Source organism: Pseudonocardia bannensis (genome assembly GCF_012911875.1).
Lineage (GTDB): Bacteria > Actinomycetota > Actinomycetes > Mycobacteriales > Pseudonocardiaceae > Pseudonocardia > Pseudonocardia bannensis.
This window is the reverse complement of record NZ_JAAXKZ010000058.1, coordinates 15,844-34,154: the sequence shown is the minus strand read 5'-3', so window position 1 is coordinate 34,154 and position 18,311 is coordinate 15,844. Positions and strand designations below refer to the sequence as shown.

The window sequence follows — 18,311 nt, the reverse complement described above, 5'->3', positions numbered from 1 at the left end:
GGTCATAGGTACCGAGCGCGCGCTCGGCGTCCAGCGAGAGCGAACCGTCCGCGGTACCGGGGACCACCAGCCGCGGCGTGATCGCCGGATGGTGGGCGGCGGGCTGCCGGAGGGCGACGGAGGTGGCGCTCACCGCCCACCACCGGAACCATCGGCCACCGGCGCCCGCAGCAGGGCGAGCGCGTCGGCGAGCTCGACGACGTCGGCGTACTTGGCGTCGATGTCGAGCAGGTTCGCCTCGTGCGGCCCGGCCGCCCGGTCACCGACGCACTCCCGGGGAACGAAGGTCGGGAGCCCGAGCGCGCAGGCGTCGATCGCGGTCGCCCGGATGCAGCCCGACGTGGTGGCCCCGCACAGCACGAGGGAGTCGGCGCCCGCGGCCGCCAGCCGCCCGGCCAGGTCGGTGCCGTTGAAGCCGGACGCGGCCCGCTTGGTGATCACCGCCTCGTCCGCGCGAAGGGCCAGTCGTTCGTCCACCTCGACCCAATCCGAACCGGGGACCAGCACCCGCATCGCGGGCATCTTGGTGAGCCACAACGTGGTGTCCAGCTCGGCGGGGGTGAACGCGATCGAGGTGAAGAAGACCGGCACGTCGGCCGCGCGGGCCACGTCGAGCACCTGCCGGGTCGCGGCGACGACGGCGTCCAGATCGGAGCCCGGCGGGCACGCCGGGTCGGTGAACCCGCGGATCAGGTCGACCACGACGACGGCGGGCCGGGCGCCGGGCCGCAGCCGGCCCCCCAGGCCCCGCACGGCGTAGTGCTCGCGGACCTCGTTCCACCAGCCGGTCACAGGTCCCCGCCCAGGTTGGGTCCGGCCAGGCCTCGGACGAGCAACCCGGAGTCGGCAACCACCACGGTGCCGGTGATCACTGCGGACTCAGCGGAACCCAGCAGCGCGTACACAGCCCCGTAGTCGTCGGTGTGCGGCAGGGTCTGCAGCGGCAGCGCGTCCTCGGTGCCGGGCTGGAGCGCGTCGCGAGGCTCCTGGTCCAGGCTGCGCAGCCCGGACATCACGGTCTTCGCGACGCCCGGAGCCACCCCGTTCACACGGATCTTCGGCGCCAGTTCGTAGGCGAGCTGCGACACCAGACCGACCACGGCGTGCTTGGCGCTCGTGTAGAGCACCCCGCCGCCCGAGGGCCGGTGCCCGGCGAACGAGCCGGTCACCACGATCCGTCCGCCCCGCGCGGCGAGCGGTTCGATCGCCGCGCGGATGCACAGCAGCAGCGACCCGACGTTGGCGCGGAAGCACTCGTCGAACGCGTCGGTCAGCCGCTCGCCCGGGATGTCGACCAGCCGCACACCGTGGTCGTAGACCCCGACGCAGGACACCAGCACGTCCAGCCCACCGAACTCGGTCACGGCGCGCGCCACCATCGCCTTGCAGCCCGCCCACGTCGAGGCGTCGGCAGCCATCGTCGCCAACCGCGGGTGGCCACCTGATTCGGCCTGCAGTTCGGCCAGCCGCTCCTCGCTGCGGTCGACCGCCAGCACCGTGGCGCCGTCGGCGAGGTACCGGCGCACCACCGCGCGCCCGATTCCGCCGGCGGCGCCGACGATCAACGCGACCTGGTCGTCCAGGCAGCCCATCGTTTCCTGCTCCCTTGCAGCGTCCGCCGGTCTCACTCGTCGTCGAAGGTGAAGTCCGGCCACTGCCCGGGAGCCGCCTGCATCATCCGGGAGTAGAAGGAGAACAGGTTGCGCTGGACGCCCTCCTCGTAGCGGGTCCAGTAGACGATGCCCGGGCCGGGCCACTCCTCCACCCGCTTGGCGATGCCGATGCCCGGCATGCCCATCTGGTAGTTGAGCTTGAAGTCGAGCACCTCGGCGGCGACCGAGCGGCCGGTGCGGCTAACCGTGATCCAGGGCTCGGTGTCGTCCATCTCGAACGATCCGCCCATGGAGAAGGTGCCGAGTCCCGCCTTGTAAGCGCGGTCCTTCTGCTCCGGGGTCATGTTCTTGTAGGCGCAGAACCAGTTCCAGACCTCGACCTGGCCCGGCCCCTTGGGCTGCCACGTCCGGATCGTCAGGATGCCGGTCGGCGGGTGGTTGGCCCCGTCCTCGGTCATCGGCAACGCGAGGATGGAGAAGTTGGGGAAGACGTTGCCGACGAACACCCGCGACCGGCGTGCGACGTCGAGTTGGTGGGCACTGATCCGGCTGGTGTCGAAGGTCTTGGTCAGCTCCTCCGGGTAGCCGAAGAACTTCGGCCCCGGCTCGTCCTCGGTGGGCGCCATGGAGAACGACAGCGAGTGTCCCGGCGAGGCCTGAATGTGGTAGCCGAGCATGTTCTCCCGGAACGGGACCGGGAAGGCGCCGATCTCCCAGACCGATCGGTGCAGGGTGCCCAGGTGGTAGTCATCGCCGGAGAAGTTGTCCGCACCGGACTTCCAGTTCGCGTCGATGACGAACCGCTGCGGCGGTCCGAGCACCTCGACGCCCTCGGCGTTGAGCCCGAAGACGAGGTCGAGGTACCAGGTCATCCCGCCCAGGTATTCCGCCAGAGGCGGCGCCGACGGGTCGAGTGTCGCGAAGACCAGGCCGTGGTAGGACGCCACCTTGGCCGCGGGAACCAGCCCGTTGCCCTCCTTGGACATCCCGCCGAACGCGTTGCGCCACAACGGCGCGCCGACCAGATCGCCCTTCGTGTTGTACGTCCAGCCGTGGTAGGGACAGCGGAAGTGCGAGGTGTTGCCGGAATCCGCGCGACACACCTGCACGCCACGGTGCCGGCACGCGTCGAACAGGACGTTGATCCCGCCCTCCTCGTCCCGCACCACGACGAAGTTGTCCTCACCGATCTTGCGCAGGACGTAGTCGCCCCTGGCCTCGATCTCGGACTCGTGGGCCAGGAAGACCCAGCAACGCCCGAAGACGGACCGCAGCTCGTGGCGGTAGACGTCCTCGTTGCCGAACAGCGCCGCCGGGATCTCCCCGGCCGGCAGCCCCTCGTCGAGCTGGCGCAGGAGGTGGTCGGCGGACAGGCCGACCGGCTGCTCGCCCGGCCGATGCTCAGTGGTGGTCATGAGTACTCCTCGGATGAGGTGCCGTGGCGGCGTCAGAAGAAGATGGCGAGGTTGTGCGTGCCGATGACGGTCAGGTCGAGCAGGATCGTGCGGCGGTACAGGCGCAGCACGCCGTCCTCGCGGCGCAGCACGTCGCGCCGTTCCCCGGCGAAGGTCTGCGGCTGGGTCATCTCCTGCCGCGTGCGCATGACCAGCAGGTTGGAGCGGACCGCGACCAGGCCGTCCTCGGCCTCCGAGACCCGGACTCCTGTGATGAAGTGCCGGATCCGCGACGGCGGGTCCTCGGCCCATGCGTACAGGGTCTGGTTGCGGGCCACCCGGCTGGCCAGCGAACCGTACGTCTCGTCGAGATGGAACGCGTGCTCCTCGAATCCCGCACCCCGCGCCCGCTCGACGGTCTGACGCAGCGGCATCTGGTAGATGACCTCGCGGCTGACCATCTCCTCCAGCCACCGAGCCTCGTGGCCGTCATCCAGCAGCTCAGCCTCGGTGTCGAGCCAGTCGACGACCTCGCAGTGCAGCTCGCTGCCGGCCCGGACCTTCGTGGTGATGGGATTCACTCGTCATCCTCTCGAGCAAGGTGTGCACACTTTTGCATTCACTTGTGAAGGACGCAAGCCCCCGGCCTTCCCGGCAGGTCATCGCCGTTCCGGCAGATGCGGAGGAGCCGGGACGAACCGATCGACGCCTGACAGCGGGCGTTCGGTCCGCTGCCATCGGAGCGGCTTCACTCGAGGGTGGCCTCGAGACCCTCCTGGATGTGGTGGCGCATGACCTCGACCGCTCGCTCCGGGCCCGCAGCGAGAGCCTCCAGCATCGGCTGGTGCAGCTCCCGGATGGGCCGGTGGACCAACTCCCGCTGGAAGTAGCCGGAGTAGACCTGCAGGGCGGTGGCACGGGTCCAGATGCCGTCGAAGAGATCGACGAGCAGGGGGTTGCCGGTCGCCTCGACGACGGCCCGGTGCACGAGCCGGTTCGCGGCGAACGCCTCGGCCGGCTCCGACAGGCCCATGACCTCGGCCTTGCGGATCGCATCCGCGACGTGCGAGACGGCCTCCGAGCCGAGCTCCGCGACCCGGCCGGCGGCGAAGACCTCGACCGCCATCCGGATCTCGTAGAGGTGGTGGATCTCGGCGGGTCCGAGGCGGCGCACGACGAATCCGCGGCGGCCGGCCGGCTCGATCAGCCCCTCCCGTTCGAGACGGTGGAGCGCGTCGCGGACCGGCGTCCGGCTGATCTCGAGCTGGGCGGCCAGGGTGTCCATGACGAGGCGTGCGCCGGGTTCGAGGCCTCCGGTGAGCATGGCTTCGCTGATCCGCCGGTAGGCGGCGTCGGCCAAGGTCTCACCGCTGATGGGACGCAGTGCCACACGGGCTCCTCTCGCTCGCGGCATTCCCTCGGAAGACTGGCAAACCCCCTTCACGGACCCGACCGGGGCCTTGACGCGCGCCATCGGCTCATACACCGTATACGAAATTCTCTACGGTCAACCCGTTGCGATCCGCACCGTCCCGAGGTGGCGCAGACATGGCGGTTTCGAGAGTTCGCGTGCCCGGTTCGCCCTCGATCGAGATCGAAGAGCTGGTAAGGGCCGACCGGGTGCACCGGCTGGTGTACACGGACCCGGAGATCTTCGCCGCCGAGATGGTCAAGGTCTTCGGGCAGACCTGGGTCTACTGCGCCCACGACAGCGAGATCCCGGACCCGAACGACTTCAGGACCGGCTACCTCGGACTACGGCCGATCATCGTCTGCCGCGAGCGGGACGGACGCGTCGCCGTCCTGTTCAACCGCTGCACCCACCGCGCCGCGACGGTGTGCCGGCTCGAGCGGGGGAACGCGAAGAGCTTCCAGTGCCCGTACCACGGGTGGACGTTCCGCAACGACGGTGAGCTGATCGGAGTGCCCTGGCCGGACGCCTACGGCGAGGACTTCCGGCGCACCGAGCTCAACCTCGGACGGGTCCCCCGGGTGGAGAGCTACCGGGGGTTCATCTTCGCCACGCTCAACGAGGACGCCCCGCCGCTGCTGGACCACCTGGGGCCGGCCGCGCAGCTGCTCGACCAGTGGCTGGACCGCACCCCGGCGGGCACCGTCACGGTCCGCAGCGCCGCCAACCGGATGGTCTACCGGGGCAACTGGAAGCTGGCCTACGACAACGCCGGGGACGGCTACCACCCGGCGTTCTCCCACCGCTCGCTGCTGCGCCTGGGCGAGCGGTTCGGGGACTCCAAGGATATGGTCTACTTCGGACGGTCCCCGGACGAGGGCCCGATGTACGCCCAGGACCTCGGGAACGGCCACACCTTCATCGACCAGCGGCCGAGCTACGACGGCGTCGGATCGTACTGGGCCCAGCAACGACTGCAGCCCGGCCGCGAAGCGTTCGAGGAGCACATCCGGGCCCGCTACGGGGCCGATGCCGACCGGCTCCTCGACCTCGCCGTCGGGGGGCAGATGAACATCAACATCTTCCCCAACCTCCTCGTCATCGGGAACCAGATCCAGGTCATCGAGCCGATGGCCGTCGACCGCACCCAGCTCACCTGGCACGCGACGACCGTCGACGGGCTCCCCGACGAGATCAACACGCTGCGCATGCGCACCCAGGAGGACTTCCCGTCCTTCGGCGAGCCCGATGACCAGGCCAACTTCGAGGAGGCGCAGCGTGGGCTGGGGGTGCCGGAAGTGGAGTGGGTGATGATGCACCGCGGCCTCGGCGTCGAAGGGCGCGAGAAGACCGACGAGGCGGGCGTCGTCACCGGCCCGGTGACCGACGAGCACCCGATGCGCGGCTACTTCCGCGAGTGGACCCGGCTGATGAGCCGATGACGCCGGCCACGCCTTCCTCGCCGTTCGCCGAGCCGGAGATGTCCGAGAGCTCTGCGACCGTTGCCCGGGCACGGGACCGTGAGGACACCGACCGCTGGTCCTACTACCTCGATCCCGACTTCTACCGGCACCTCGCCGACGTGGCCCGATCCTGGTCCGACGACTGGCCGCCCGCTGATCCGCTGGTGCGGTCGGAGTGCGAGGCGGTGCTCGCCAGGGAGGCCCGCCTGATCGACGAGGCGCGGTTCAACGAGTGGCTGGAGCTGTTCACCGACCGCTGCCTGTACTGGGTGCCGATCACCCCCGGCGGCGGGGACCCGCGCACCGAGGTGAGCCACTCCTTCGACGACCGCAGGCGGATGACCGACCGCGTCTACTGGCTGCGCACCGGCCTCGCGTTCTGCCAGATACCGCAGTCACGCACCCGTCGCATGATCACCAATGTCGAGGTGCTCGACGAGCCGTCCGGCGACCGGCGCCGGGTGCGGTCGAACTTCGTCGTCCACGAGTTCCGCGCGGGCGTGGCCCGCAGCTACCCGGGCTGGTACGGGCACCTGCTGGAACGGCACGACGGGGACTGGCGGATCGCGGTCAAGCAGGTGAACCTGCTCGACTCCGAGCACGGCCACGAGAACCTCACGATCATCTTCTGAGGAGCTCCGACCGTGTCGAACCCCGCACCCGAAGACCCGGCTCCCGAGGCCGACGAGCTCGCTGCGCTGCGCGCGGAATGCGCGCTGCTGCGGCGTACCAACGCCCGGTTGCGCCGCCGGCTCGACGACGCGCTGCCCGTGCTCGCGGCCCTGCGCCAGGCGCGGATCTGGGACTTCGTGCCCTACGAGGTCCAGCTCGATGCCGACTGGCTGGCGATCGACCGCGACGACGTCGAGCGGTTGATGCGGGCCCTGGCCGCGAACGACCACTGGCACCCGTGGAACCGGACGCTGGAGCACCGCCTGGAGAGCCGATGATCCCGCTGATCGTGCACTCCGCGGACACCGACACCGCCTGGCTCGAGCAGATCCTGCACGAGCGCGGCGCGGGGCCCCGGGTGGTGCGGATCGACGAGGGCGAACCGGTGCCGGCGCTCGACCAGGTCGACGGCCTCGTCGTACTGGGCGGCGCGATGGGCGCGTACGAGACCGGGCGCTACCCGTTCCTCCGGGACACCATGCGGTCACTGGAGCAGGCGATCGAGCGGGAGGTGCCGGCCCTCGCGATCTGCCTGGGTGCGCAGCTGCTCGCCGAGGTCACCGGCGGCCGGGCGTACCCGGGACACGGCCGGGAGTGGGGCTACATCCCGGTTCGGCTCACCGACGCCGGTCGCGCGGACCCGGTGCTCGGTGCGTTCGAGGGCGAGCACCTCTCCTTCCACTCGGACACCTTCGACCCGCCACCCGGCTGCGCGCTGCTCGCCGACTCCCCGGACTACCCACAGGCGTTCCGGGTGGGCTCGGCACTGGGCCTGCAGTTCCATCCCGAGATGTCGTCCGACGGCGTCCGCCGCCTGCTCGCGGCCACCCACCCCGGCACGAACGGCCACCGGTCCGACGTCGCCCGCATCCTGACCGACGCGATCGCCCGGGACGCGGCCGGGCGCACCGTCTTCCGGCGGCTGCTCGAGCGCTGGGCGCCACGGCCACCGGCCCCCCGCGAGTGAGAGCCGGTACCGGGCCCGGCCCCGCTCCCCGATCCGCCCGGCATGGGTCGCATGCCGCGCACCACCCCTGGAGGTCACGATGGGAAAGGGATTTGCCCACCAGCACGGCCTGTGGACTGCCGAGCAACAGGATGCCGCTGAACGCATGAGCGCCCGGATCGCCGAGTCGGGCCTGGACGTCATCCGGATGTCGTGGCCGGACCAGCACGGGCTGCTGCGCGGCAAGACCTACACCGCGGAGGCCTTCGTCTCCGCCCTGCGGGACGGCGCCGAGATCACCATGGCGCCGTTCTTCTTCGACACCGCCAACGCCATCGTGTTCAACCCGTTCAGTGTCGGCGGCGGCTTCGACAGGCCCGAGCTGTCCGGCAGCCCGAACGTCGTCATGCTCCCGGACCCGACCACGTTCCGCGTCCTGCCCTGGGCCCCCGAGACCGGCTGGGTGCTCTGCGACCTCTACATGCGCGACGGCAGCCCGTTCCCGTTCGCGCCCCGGCAGATCCTGCGCACGGCGCTCGACCAGGTCCGGAACGCCGGCTACGACCTCGTCACCGGCATCGAGATGGAGTGGTACATCACCCGCATCCTCGACGACTCCCTGACCTCCGGCGATCTGGGCGGGCCGGGAAACCCCGGGACGCCGCCGCAGGTCGCGCCGCTCGCACGCGGCTACAGCTACCTGCAGGAGTCGCACCTCGACGAGATCGACCACGTGCTCCGTCCGCTGCGCAAGCACCTGTCCGCCCTCGGCCTGCCGCTGCGGACCATGGAGGACGAGTGGGCACCGAGCCAGGTGGAGACGACCTTCGACGTGCTGGACGGGCTGGCCGCGGCCGACGCGGCGACGCTGTTCCGGAGCGCCGTCAAGCAGAGCTGCCGGCGCAGCGGATACCTCGCCACGTTCATGTGCACCCCCGGCGTCCCGGGCTTCTACGCCAGCGGGTGGCACCTGCACAGCTCGCTCACCGACCGCAGCACCGGCCGCAACGCCATGGTGCCCGCGCAGGGCGAGCCCCTCTCCGAGATCGGGCGGCACTACGTCGGCGGCACCCTCGAGCACGCCATCGCCGCCTCCGCCTTCACCACCCCGACCGTGAACGGTTACCGGCGCCGTCGTCCCTACTCGCTGGCGCCGGACCGCGTCACCTGGGGCTATGACAACAGGGCGGCGATGGTCCGGGTGATCAGCGCACCGGGCGACGAGTCCTCGCACATCGAGAACCGGGTCGGCGAGCCGGCCGCGAACCCCTACCTGTACATCGCCGCCCAGGCCCTCAGCGGGTTGGACGGCGTCGCCAACAAGATCGACCCGGGTCCGATCAGCGACGACCCCTATGCCACCGACGTCCCCCAGCTGCCGACCAGCCTCACCGATGCTCTGGACGCCCTGGACGGCGACGAGTTCTTCCGGCGCGCCTACGGCGACCGGTTCATCGACTACATCGTCACCATGAAGCGCAGCGAGACCACCCGCTACGCGGCGCACCTGGCTGATCGTGCGGACGCCGAGGAGTACGCCGCGAACGTGACGGACTGGGAGCATCGCGAGTACTTCGAGCTGTTCTGACGGCGCCGTCCTCGGCCACGGGGACGGCACCGGGCGGGCGCCGCAGATGCGCTGTGGCGCCCGCCCGGATCGCCCGGTCCAGGGCTTCGCCGACGGTCTCGTCGAGAGAACGCGTTGCCGGACCTGCGGGAGCACGTGCTGCATCTGCTCCGGCACCTGGTGTGCACGCCGCGGGCGACGACCGTCTGACGGCGACCCGGTCGTCGCCCCGGGCCCGGCCGCGCCCTTGCCACCGGGGCGCCGACGGGCGCACTGTATTGCGACCCGATCGGACGCAGGCCTGTCAGTCGGGAGGCTGGCCATGGGCGACCTCTGGGGATTCCTCCGCACCCCCCGCGAAGCCCGGCGCCGCCGCCCGGTCGGCCTGCGGTTGCAGGACTGGCGCGAGGCCTACGAGTCGTTGCCGGACGACCGGCTGCAACTCCAGGCCGGACGGTGCATGGACTGCGGCATCCCGTTCTGCCACCAGGGCTGCCCCCTGGGCAACCTCATCCCCGAATGGAACGACCTGGTCTGGCGTGGCAACTGGCGTGGGGCGAGCGAGCGACTGCACGCCACGAACAACTTCCCGGAGTTCACCGGGACGTTGTGCCCCGCTCCGTGCGAGGACGCCTGCGTACTGGCGATCAACGCCGATCCGGTCACGATCAAGCAGGTCGAGCTGCAGATCATCGACCACGCCTGGGAGCACGGGTACGTGACGCCCCTCCCGGCGAAGACCCGGACGGGCCGGACGGTCGTCGTCGTCGGCTCCGGCCCGGCCGGGCTCGCCGCCGCCCAGCAGCTCACCCGGGCCGGCCACGACGTGGTGGTCTGCGAGCGGGCCGACCGGATCGGCGGGCTGCTGCGCTACGGCATCCCGGAGTTCAAGCTGGAGAAGCGCCGGCTCGACCGGCGCCTGGAGCAGATGAAGGCCGAGGGCACGATCTTCCAGGCCGGGGTGGAGGTCGGCACCGACCTCACCGTCGACCAGCTCCTGTCCCGGTCCGACGCGGTGGTCCTGGCCGGGGGCGCGACGGCCTGGCGCGAGCTCCCCGTACCGGGCCGCGAGCTCGACGGCGTCCACCTGGCGATGGAGTACCTGACCTGGGCCAACCGGGTACAGGAAGGCGACGTCGCGGTCTCCCCGATCACCGCCGAGAGCAGGGACGTCGTCATCATCGGCGGGGGTGACACGGGAACCGACTGCCTGGGCACGGCCCACCGGCAGCGGGCGCGGTCGGTGGCGCACATCGACGTCCGGCCACGCCCCCCGGAACAGCGCACCGAGGACATGCCCTGGCCCACCTATCCGGCGATCTTTCGGACGTCCCCGGCCCACGAGGAGGGCGGCGAGCGCCTGTTCTCCGTGGACACCCTCGAGTTCCTCGGTGACGCCGACTCCCGGCTGCGGGCGATCCGGATCGCGGAGGGGTTCCGCGACGAGAACAAGCGGTTCCACCCGACCGCCGCAACGGCGCAGGAGATCCCGGCGCAGCTCGCGCTGCTGGCCCTGGGCTTCCTCGGCCCCGAGCGGGGCAGGCTCCTGACCGAGTTGGGCGTGGAGTTCGACGAGCGCGGCAACGTCGCCCGCGACGAGAACTTCATGAGCACCGTCGAGGGCGTCTTCGTCGCCGGGGACATGGGCCGCGGGCAGTCCCTCATCGTGTGGGCGATCGCCGAGGGCCGCGCCGCCGCGGCCGGCGTCGATGCCTACCTCACCGGGCGAGACTTCCTGCCCTGCCCGATCCGGCCGACCGACCGCCCGATCGCCTGAGCCTATCGCCACGGTGGCCAAGGCGGCGTGCGCCAGGATGCGGCTCTCCCGGGACGGGTTCTCGGCGTGGTCGGTCAGCAGCGCGGTGAACTGCCCGGCGGCTTCAGCCTCGTCGCCGGTCGCGTAGGCCAGGCTGCGGCCCGCACCGGCTGACCGGCGGCGGCCGGCCCGGGCACGTCGTGTTTCGGGACGGCCAGGTGCCCAGGTCGAGGTCCGCGGTCATCCGGGCCTCCAGCGCCACCAGGTGCGGGTTCCGCAGCCGGGCCACCTCCGGCCCGGCCCGCGCACGGTCGGCGACCTCGGCGTGCGGCGTGCCCCGCCACAGACCCTGGGCTTGCCTGAGCGTGTCGGGACACCGGGTAGTCGAGCTCGCAATCCCCGCGGCCGGGACCGCTGGTTCACCGCGCCCGAAGTGGTGGGCTCAGGGCCGAGCCGCCGGCATGATCGGCGGCCCGGTGGGGGCCCCGGAGTCCCGCACCCCGTCGTAGCCGGGCAGCTCGATGCCGTTGATCGCGCGCTCGACCAGGGCCATGAGCGCCTCCATGTCCGGCTCCGGGCTCGGTTCCGCGGGCGGCGCGGGGGCCTCGAGGCTGGTCACGTGCATCCGGCCGATCTCCTGGTTGGCCTCGACGAACGGGCGCATCCGCTCCTCGTAGGCCGCGAACGCGGGCTCCGGGTCCCAGCCGGCCGCGGCCAGCTCCCCGGCCAGCAGGTACGCGCCGACCAGGGCCAGCCCGGTGCCCTGCCCCGACATCGGCGACGAGCAGAACGCCGCGTCCCCGAGCAGCGCCACCCGTCCGCTCGACCAACGGTCCATCACCACCTGAGCGACCTGGTCGAGGTAGAAGTCCGGGGTGTCGTCGAGATGGGCGAGGATGCGCGGGGTCTGCCACCCGAAGCCGGCCATCCGCTCGCGCAGCAGGCGCTTCTGGGCCGCGACGTCGCGGTAGTCGACGTCGAAATCGGCCGCGGGGAACGACAACATGGCGATCGCCCGGGTGGCGTCCCGGACGGGCCGCAAGCCGGCCGAGCGCCCGAACTCCTGGTAGTCGAGCAGCCAGCGGTCCAGCCCGAACTCGTTGGGCACGGTATAGAAGGCCAGCACGAGCCCGAGGTGGCGGACGAACCGCTCGTGCGGCCCGAAGACCATGGTCCGCAGTGCCGAGTGCAGCCCGTCGGCCCCGACCACCAGGTCGAAGCGCCGCCGGTCACCGCCCTCGAAGGTCACGTCGACTCCGTCGGCGTCCTGGGTCAGCTCGGCGATCCGGTCGCCGAAGACGTACTCGACGCCGTCCCGGGTGTCGTCGTAGAGCACCCGGGACAAGTCACCGCGCAGGATCTCGATCTCCGAGATGTACCCGTCACCGCCGTCGTCGTCGGCGCGGAAGGTCTCCAGCACGTTGCCGTCCACGTCCACGGTGTACGCACCGGCGGTGTCGGTGCAGGCCACACGCACCGCCGCGTCCAGCCCCATCCGCCGGATGACCTCCTTGGCCACCCCGCGCGCGTCCACCGCCTGCCCACCGGGACGCAGCCCGGGGGCCCGCTCCACCACGGTCACCTCGGCGCCCCGCCGGCGCAGCCAGTGGGCCAGCGCCGGCCCCGCGATGCTCGCCCCCGCCACCAACACCTTGATACCGCTCACCGGTGCCTCCTTCGTCGACTCGTCGAGGGGAAGACGCCGACGAGGCCCGAAAATCATCGCCTGCGAACTCTCGATATGCCTGCTCGATGAAATTCCGCGGCCCGACCTGATACCACTCATGCCACGGATCCACCGCTCGACACTCTCGCGCGCCTACAGACGACGCTGCCACGTTCCGGAGACGCAACACTCCCCAGCGCCGCCACCGGTCCGGGCCTTGACCGTCCTTGACGATCGCCGCGGACACGCCGTGACGGCTCATGGAAGGAGCGCTCTGACCTTCTCGGGATCCGGCCCTCCCGGTTCGATCAGCACGACGGCGTCGTCGAAGCCGGCCTCCGCGTAGCGCTGGAGCTGCTCGCCGGTGGCTCCGAGGTCGTCCGTCCCGGACAGCCGGACAGCGCACACGATGGCCCGTCGGCCACCGGCGGCCCGGTACCGTTCGTGGGCGGCGATGATCTGGTCGGCCGTGCGGCGGTATCCGGAGGCCAGCCAGCCGTCGAACTCCCGGGCGGCCCGCTCGACGTTGGCCCCCCACGATCCGAGGAGGAGCGGCGGCCCGCCGGTGGCACTGGCTGCGGGGGCGAGGTCGGCGCGCTCGTCCCGCCCGTGGGCGAGCAGGACCCGCAGCCGCGCCACGTTCTGGTCGAAGGTTCGGAAGCGCGCGTGGAAGTCCCGGTCGAAGGTGGCGTAGTCGGCGTCGGTCGACCCGGGGCTGACGCCGAGGGTCAGGCGGTCGCCGCACACGGACATCAGCGACAGGATCCGGTGCGCGAGGTCGGCGGGATGATGGAGCGGCACCTGCACGGTGGCCGTTCCCACTTCCACCCCCTCGGTGGCCGTGGCCGCCACCGCGACCGTCACGAACGGGTCCGGGACCAGGGAGCCGCGCCCGATGATCTGGGGTGTCCACAGGCTCTCGAAACCGGCACCCGCCAGGCGTCTCGCCCACTCGGCGACCGCGAACGGCGGGGCGTCGGACAGGTGGGCGAGCGTCGCACCCAGGCGCACGGGCTACTCCAGCCGGTCCGCCGCGAACCGCGCGTACCAGCGCAGCGCGTCGGGGTCGTCGACGGAGGCGATGTTCGCGGCCTTCTCCAGCGGCCTGCCGGTCAGCAGCTTCTTGATCGGGACCTCGAGCCGCTTGCCGCTCAACGTGTGCGGCACGGCGGGCGCCTCGACGATCTCGTCCGGGACATGACGGGGCGTCAGACGGGTGCGCAGCGTGGTGACGATCCGCTGCTTCAGGTCCTCGTCGAGCGCGTGCCCGGAGGCCGGGACGACGAACAGGCCCAACCAGTAGCCGTCGTCGGGCTGGTCGACCCCGACCACCAAGGCCTCGCTGATCTCCGGCATGGTCTCGAGCACGTCGTAGACCTCCACCGACCACGCCCAGAAGGCATCGTGATCAGGGAACGGCCGCCCCTCGCGCTCTTCCAACCAGTTCAGATCCTCGCGCAGGGCGGAGTTCTCGATACGGGCCGTCGGGCTCCAGAGCGTGTCGGTCATCGGCACCGCCTCCCCGTCGACGGGCCCGGCCGGGCGGGCCCGTCGACATGGTCACACGAGGGACGCGGTCAGCCCGCCGTCGAGGACGTAGTGGCTGCCGGTGACCCACGACGCCCGGTCGGACGCGAGGAAGGCGGCCACCTCGGCGATGTCCTCCGGGGTGCCGAGCCTGCCCTGCTTCATGGCGACGAGGTCGCCGAAGGGGACCTGGGTCGCCGCCTCGAAGTCCGGGACGAGCCGTTCGACCATGGCGGTGTCGGCGAAGCCCGGGCAGACCGCGTTGACCCGCACGCCCGCCGGGCGCATCTCCACCGCGGCGACCCGGGTCATCTGGATCAGTGCCGCCTTGGTCGCGCAGTAGGAGCCGAGCAGCGGGCTGCCACCGATGCCCGCGATCGAGGCGATGTTGACGACGTTGCCCTTCGACTCGATCAAGTGCCCGATCGCCGCCTTCATCGCGACGAACGGACCGCGCACGTTGACCGCGTAGATCTTGTCGAAGCTCTCCGTGGACTGCTGCAGCAGCGGCGAGGAGACCTCGATCCCGGCGTTGTTGACCAGCACGTCGAGGCCGCCGAGGAGGTCGACCGTCTGCTTCACCGCGGCTTGTACCTGGCCCTCGTCCGTGACGTCGCAGTTGGCGACGCCCGCGGCGCCGATCTCGTCGGCCGCCTTCTTGGCCGCGTCGGCGTCGATGTCGCTGATCACGACCCGGGCGCCGCGCTGCGTGAACAGCGTCGCGATCGCCTTGCCGATCCCGGCACCCGACCCGGTGATGAAGACCCGCTTACCCTCGAGCTCGGACATCCTCTTCCCCTCGCATTGTTTGTGGGATGGGCGGAACCGACTTCTCAGGAGGCCTCGACCTTCGGCATGATGTCGTTCCTGAGCCGCTTGAGGTCGTCGAGCGTCTTGGCCACCGGGACGTCCGCGAACGGCGGCCAGATGAGCGGCATCGTCATTCCGGCCTCCTTGTACTCCTTGAGCTTGTCGATGATCTGGCGCTCGGAGCCGACCATCAGGTTGGTGGCCTTGCCCGCCGGGCTCTGGTCCATGTCGACGTCCGTGATCACGGTCCAGAGCATGCTGCTGATCTCGAGGTCGTCGATCTTGCGGGGGCTGTCGAGCTTCTCGAGCTCGCGCTCGATCCCGCCGCGCCACGTCGCGATGTCCTCCGGGGAGTCCTGGATGCCGATCCAGCCGGCGAGGTCGTACTTGCTGACCCGCTTCGCCGCGCGCTCCGGGTCCTTGAGCCCGCTGAAGAAGATCGGCGGGCCCGGCTTCTGCAGCGGCTTCACCCCGAACCCGCACCGCTCGAAGTCCGCGAACTCGCCGTGGTACTCGAAGAGGTCGTTGCTCCAGATCCCCTGCATGATCTCGATCGTCTCGCGCACGTGCTTGTGCCGCTTCGGGAAGATGTGCCAGGCGCTCGAGGCGGCGAACTCCTCGGGCATCCATCCGGACCCGACGCCGACGTTGAGCCGGCCGTTCGAGAGGTGGTCGATGGTGGCCATCTCGGCGGCCAGGACGCCGGGGGCGCGGTACGGCGTGTCGATGATGCTCATGCCGATCCGGACCTTCGACGTCTTCGCCGCGAGCCACGGGATCAGCGGCATGCCCTGGAGCCACTGGCCCCGTGAGGACACCGGCAGGGCCTTGGGCAGGCCGTCCATCATGCCGAACGAGTACTGCAGCTCCTGCCGGTCCGACGCCTCCGGGACGACGATCCGGTCGAGCGTCCACACCGAGTCGAAGTCGAGTTCCTCGGCGAGTGCGGTGAGGTCCTCCAGCTCCTTGACGGTCACCTTGTCGCGGAAGTTCGGCAGGTAGAGAGCGAGTTTCATGGTTGTGGTCTCCTTGCGTCGGGTTCCGTCAGCGGCCCGTGAGCGTGCCGCGGATCTCGGTCTTGAGGACCTTGCCGATGGTGGAGCGGGGGAGATCGGGCCAGATCTCGATCTGCTTGGGCGCCTTGACGCTGCCGATGCGCTGCTTGACGAACGCGATCAGGTCGTCGACGTCGACCTCGGCGTCGGGCTGGAGCTGGATCACGGCGGTGACCCGTTCGCCCCACTTCTCGTCGGGCAGGCCGACCACCGCGCAGTCGCGGACGGCGTCATGGGCCATCAGCGCCTGCTCGACCTCGGCGGAGTAGACGTTGAACCCGCCGGTGATCACCATGTCCTTGGCGCGGTCGACGATGTAGAGGAAGCCGTCGTCGTCGAGGTAGCCGATGTCGCCGGTGTGGTGCCAGCCGTGGGCGGACGCCTCGGCCGTGGCCTCGGGGTTGCGGTAGTAGCCGGCCATCACCAGGGAGCCCCGGACGCAGATCTCCCCCCGCTCCCCGCGCGGTACGGGCCGGCCCTGCTGGTCGAGGATCGCCACCGTGACCAGCGGCGAGGGCCGGCCGGCGGACGACAGCCGCGCGGTGTCGATCGTCCCGTCGGGCAGGCGGTGCTCGGCCGGTGACATCGTCGAGATCATCATCGGGGCCTCGGACTGCCCGAAGAGCTGCGCCATCGGCCCGATGCGGTCGAGCGCCTCGGCCAGCCTGGCCGCCGACATCGGCGCCGCGCCGTACCAGAAGCACTGCAGCGACGACAGGTCCGTGCCGTCGAGTGCCGCGTGGCCGAGAACCATGTAGATCAGCGTCGGCGGTAGGAAGGTGTGGGTGACCCGGTGCCGCTCGATCAGCTCGAGGAAGCGGCCGACGTCGGGCTTCGCCATGATCACCACCTCCCCGCCGCGGGCGAGGATCGGGAAGCACAGCACGCCGGCCGCGTGGGTCAGCGGAGCCTGGGCCAGGTACACCGGACGCCCGTCGAAGGGGTAGCTCATCAGCGTGATCGCCGACATCGCCTCGAGGTTGCGGCCGGTGAGCATGACCCCCTTGGGGCGCCCCGTGGTGCCACCGGTGCCGACCAGCGCCACGACGTCCTCGGGCTGCACGGCCTCGGCGGAGGGATCGTCCCGGGCGGCGTCGAGCCAGGGGTGGAAGCCCTGGGCCAGATCGTCCTTCTCGCCGAGGCGGACGAGCGTGGTGAGCTTCGGGAGGTTCGAGGCGATCTCGGCGACCAGCTCGTCGAAGGCCGGCTGGAAGATCAACGCGGAGCAGTCGAACAGGTCGAGCAGCTCCGCGTTCTCACCTGCCGCGTTGCGCGGGTTGATCGGGCACCACACCGCACCCGCCCGGGCGATGCCGAAGACGCACGAGAACGCGGTCGGGTCGTTGGCCGAGAGGATGCCGACCTTGTCCCCGGGCTCCACGCCCGAGCGCCGCAGCGCCCTGGCGACCGCGTGGGAAAGCTCGACGACCTCGCCGTACGACAGCGACCTCCCGTCGAGGGTCAGGCAGGGCGCCTCGGGGTCGAGGGAGGCGCCCTTGTCCAGGTAGAAGGTCAGCGACATCGTCGTCCCTCGATCGTCGTCGGCACCGTTGCTGACGGGGACGACCGTGGCCCGATCTTGGACGGTTGTCAAGATTCTCCTGGACGACTGGTCAGGAAATCCGCCAGCTGGGTATCGTCGGCCCCATGCCCAGCTCAGCCGCCGTGCGGTTGCAGTCCCGTGTCGACAAGTTCGAGGACCGCCGCCGCGAGCTCGCCGACGCGGCTCTGCTGACCTTGGCAGACCTCGGCTACGCGCGCACCAGCCTGCGCACGATCGCGGACAAGACGTCGTTCTCCCACGGGCTTCTGCACTACTACTTCGCCGACAAGATCGACCTGATCACCTACTGCGTGCGGCGCTACAAGGACGCCTGCGTGCAGCGCTACGAGGGCCTCGTCGCCGAGGCGTCCACACCCGACGAGCTTGCCGCAGCCTGCGGGAACGGGCTGGCCGCCACGCTCGCCGACGCCCCGCTCATGCACCGGCTCTGGTACGACCTGCGCTCGCAGTCCCTGTTCGAGGAAGCCTTCCGCGACGACGTCGCCGAGATCGACGGCAGCCTGCAGGACATGATCTGGCGCCTCGTCCGCGCCTACGCCGACCTCACCGGGACCCAGCCGACCTGCTCGCCCTCCGCGGCCTACGCGATGTTCGACGGGCTGTTCCAGCAGGCGCTGCAGCGCCACCTCGCCGGCTCGGAGACAGCGCTCGACGACCTCCGGGACAGCAGCCGAGACCTGCTGCCCCGGCTCTTCGTCTGACGTACACACGAGGCCCTGGCCCGGTCGCTCGCCTCGGACCTACGAGCAGCGCAAATGCGTGGCAGTGGCGCACTCACATCACACAGCGCACAGCTGCCCGCCGCGAACTGCCGAGCGACCGACGATCGTGGCGGTCCGGGCGGCCCACCTGACCCCGCGCGCCCGG

19 protein-coding genes are annotated in these 18,311 nt (G+C 70.8%); 7 read left to right on the top strand and 12 right to left on the bottom strand.

Features of this window, described 5'->3' with window-relative positions:
- Window positions 1–129 precede the first annotated feature (129 nt).
- The 5 genes from HF519_RS16480 to HF519_RS16460 form a co-directional block, all read right to left on the bottom strand.
- Window positions 130–792: an isochorismatase family protein gene (locus HF519_RS16480; protein WP_169413838.1), complete on the bottom strand. Its 663-nt coding sequence runs from the start codon at window positions 790–792 to the stop codon at window positions 130–132.
- Window positions 789–1,592: an SDR family NAD(P)-dependent oxidoreductase gene (locus HF519_RS16475; RefSeq protein ID WP_169413837.1), complete on the bottom strand. Its 804-nt coding sequence runs from the start codon at window positions 1,590–1,592 to the stop codon at window positions 789–791. The genes HF519_RS16480 and HF519_RS16475 overlap by 4 nt, the downstream gene beginning before the upstream one ends.
- A gap of 32 nt (window positions 1,593–1,624) precedes the next feature.
- On the bottom strand, window positions 1,625–3,028 hold the full coding sequence (locus tag HF519_RS16470) for an aromatic ring-hydroxylating oxygenase subunit alpha (protein ID WP_169413836.1): 1,404 nt from the start codon (window positions 3,026–3,028) through the stop codon (window positions 1,625–1,627).
- A gap of 32 nt (window positions 3,029–3,060) precedes the next feature.
- Window positions 3,061–3,588, bottom strand: a complete 528-nt coding sequence (locus HF519_RS16465; protein WP_312860149.1) for an aromatic-ring-hydroxylating dioxygenase subunit beta — start codon at window positions 3,586–3,588, stop codon at window positions 3,061–3,063.
- A 167-nt stretch (window positions 3,589–3,755) separates the two neighbouring features.
- Window positions 3,756–4,397, bottom strand: coding sequence for a GntR family transcriptional regulator (locus HF519_RS16460; RefSeq protein WP_169413835.1), 642 nt, complete (start codon window positions 4,395–4,397; stop codon window positions 3,756–3,758).
- Between the two features lie 158 nt (window positions 4,398–4,555).
- On the opposite strand from HF519_RS16460, the gene HF519_RS16455 reads away from it, so the two are divergent.
- The 6 genes from HF519_RS16455 (at window position 4,556) to HF519_RS16430 (ending at window position 10,843) form a co-directional block, all read left to right on the top strand.
- Entirely contained in the window at window positions 4,556–5,860 is a 1,305-nt protein-coding gene (locus HF519_RS16455) for an aromatic ring-hydroxylating oxygenase subunit alpha (protein WP_169413834.1), read from the top strand.
- Entirely contained in the window at window positions 5,857–6,513 is a 657-nt protein-coding gene (locus HF519_RS16450; protein ID WP_211170118.1) for an aromatic-ring-hydroxylating dioxygenase subunit beta, read from the top strand. Before HF519_RS16455 ends, HF519_RS16450 begins: the two co-directional genes overlap by 4 nt.
- Window positions 6,514–6,525: 12 nt before the next feature.
- Window positions 6,526–6,831: a hypothetical protein gene (locus HF519_RS16445; protein ID WP_169413833.1), complete on the top strand. Its 306-nt coding sequence runs from the start codon at window positions 6,526–6,528 to the stop codon at window positions 6,829–6,831.
- The gene (locus HF519_RS16440; RefSeq protein WP_169413832.1) at window positions 6,828–7,520 is read left to right on the top strand and encodes a type 1 glutamine amidotransferase; all 693 of its coding nucleotides are present in this window, start codon (window positions 6,828–6,830) and stop codon (window positions 7,518–7,520) included. Before HF519_RS16445 ends, HF519_RS16440 begins: the two co-directional genes overlap by 4 nt.
- A 145-nt stretch (window positions 7,521–7,665) precedes the next feature.
- On the top strand, window positions 7,666–9,087 hold the full coding sequence (locus HF519_RS16435) for a glutamine synthetase family protein (RefSeq protein WP_246244192.1): 1,422 nt from the start codon (window positions 7,666–7,668) through the stop codon (window positions 9,085–9,087).
- A gap of 301 nt (window positions 9,088–9,388) precedes the next feature.
- Window positions 9,389–10,843, top strand: coding sequence for a glutamate synthase subunit beta (locus HF519_RS16430; protein WP_169413830.1), 1,455 nt, complete (start codon window positions 9,389–9,391; stop codon window positions 10,841–10,843).
- A 103-nt stretch (window positions 10,844–10,946) separates the two neighbouring features.
- On the opposite strand, the gene HF519_RS33310 is transcribed toward HF519_RS16430, so the two are convergent.
- The 7 genes from HF519_RS33310 to HF519_RS16395 all read right to left on the bottom strand — a co-directional run bounded on the left by HF519_RS33310 (window position 10,947) and on the right by HF519_RS16395 (window position 17,402).
- Window positions 10,947–11,219, bottom strand: coding sequence for a BTAD domain-containing putative transcriptional regulator (locus HF519_RS33310; protein ID WP_169413842.1), 273 nt, complete (start codon window positions 11,217–11,219; stop codon window positions 10,947–10,949).
- Between the two features lie 45 nt (window positions 11,220–11,264).
- Window positions 11,265–12,488 (bottom strand): FAD-dependent monooxygenase, encoded by a 1,224-nt coding sequence (locus HF519_RS16420; RefSeq protein WP_312860148.1) that lies wholly within the window; start codon window positions 12,486–12,488, stop codon window positions 11,265–11,267.
- Window positions 12,489–12,746: 258 nt separating this feature from the next.
- A complete protein-coding gene (locus HF519_RS16415; RefSeq protein WP_169413828.1) occupies window positions 12,747–13,499 on the bottom strand; it encodes an LLM class flavin-dependent oxidoreductase in 753 nt (250 codons plus the stop codon).
- A 3-nt stretch (window positions 13,500–13,502) separates the two neighbouring features.
- The gene (locus HF519_RS16410; RefSeq protein ID WP_246244190.1) at window positions 13,503–13,997 is read right to left on the bottom strand and encodes an AMP-binding enzyme; all 495 of its coding nucleotides are present in this window, start codon (window positions 13,995–13,997) and stop codon (window positions 13,503–13,505) included.
- A 51-nt stretch (window positions 13,998–14,048) separates the two neighbouring features.
- Window positions 14,049–14,804 carry an SDR family NAD(P)-dependent oxidoreductase gene (locus HF519_RS16405; protein WP_169413827.1) on the bottom strand — a complete coding sequence of 252 codons (756 nt, stop codon included), beginning with the start codon at window positions 14,802–14,804 and terminating at the stop codon, window positions 14,049–14,051.
- 44 nt (window positions 14,805–14,848) lie between these two features.
- Window positions 14,849–15,841 (bottom strand): LLM class flavin-dependent oxidoreductase, encoded by a 993-nt coding sequence (locus tag HF519_RS16400; protein ID WP_169413826.1) that lies wholly within the window; start codon window positions 15,839–15,841, stop codon window positions 14,849–14,851.
- A 28-nt stretch (window positions 15,842–15,869) separates the two neighbouring features.
- Window positions 15,870–17,402 carry an acyl-CoA synthetase gene (locus HF519_RS16395; protein ID WP_169413841.1) on the bottom strand — a complete coding sequence of 511 codons (1,533 nt, stop codon included), beginning with the start codon at window positions 17,400–17,402 and terminating at the stop codon, window positions 15,870–15,872.
- A gap of 125 nt (window positions 17,403–17,527) precedes the next feature.
- Between HF519_RS16395 and HF519_RS16390 the strand changes: the two genes are divergently transcribed.
- Complete coding sequence (locus HF519_RS16390; RefSeq protein ID WP_169413825.1) at window positions 17,528–18,145, top strand: TetR family transcriptional regulator; 618 nt, start codon at window positions 17,528–17,530, stop codon at window positions 18,143–18,145.
- Window positions 18,146–18,311: the final 166 nt, after the last annotated feature.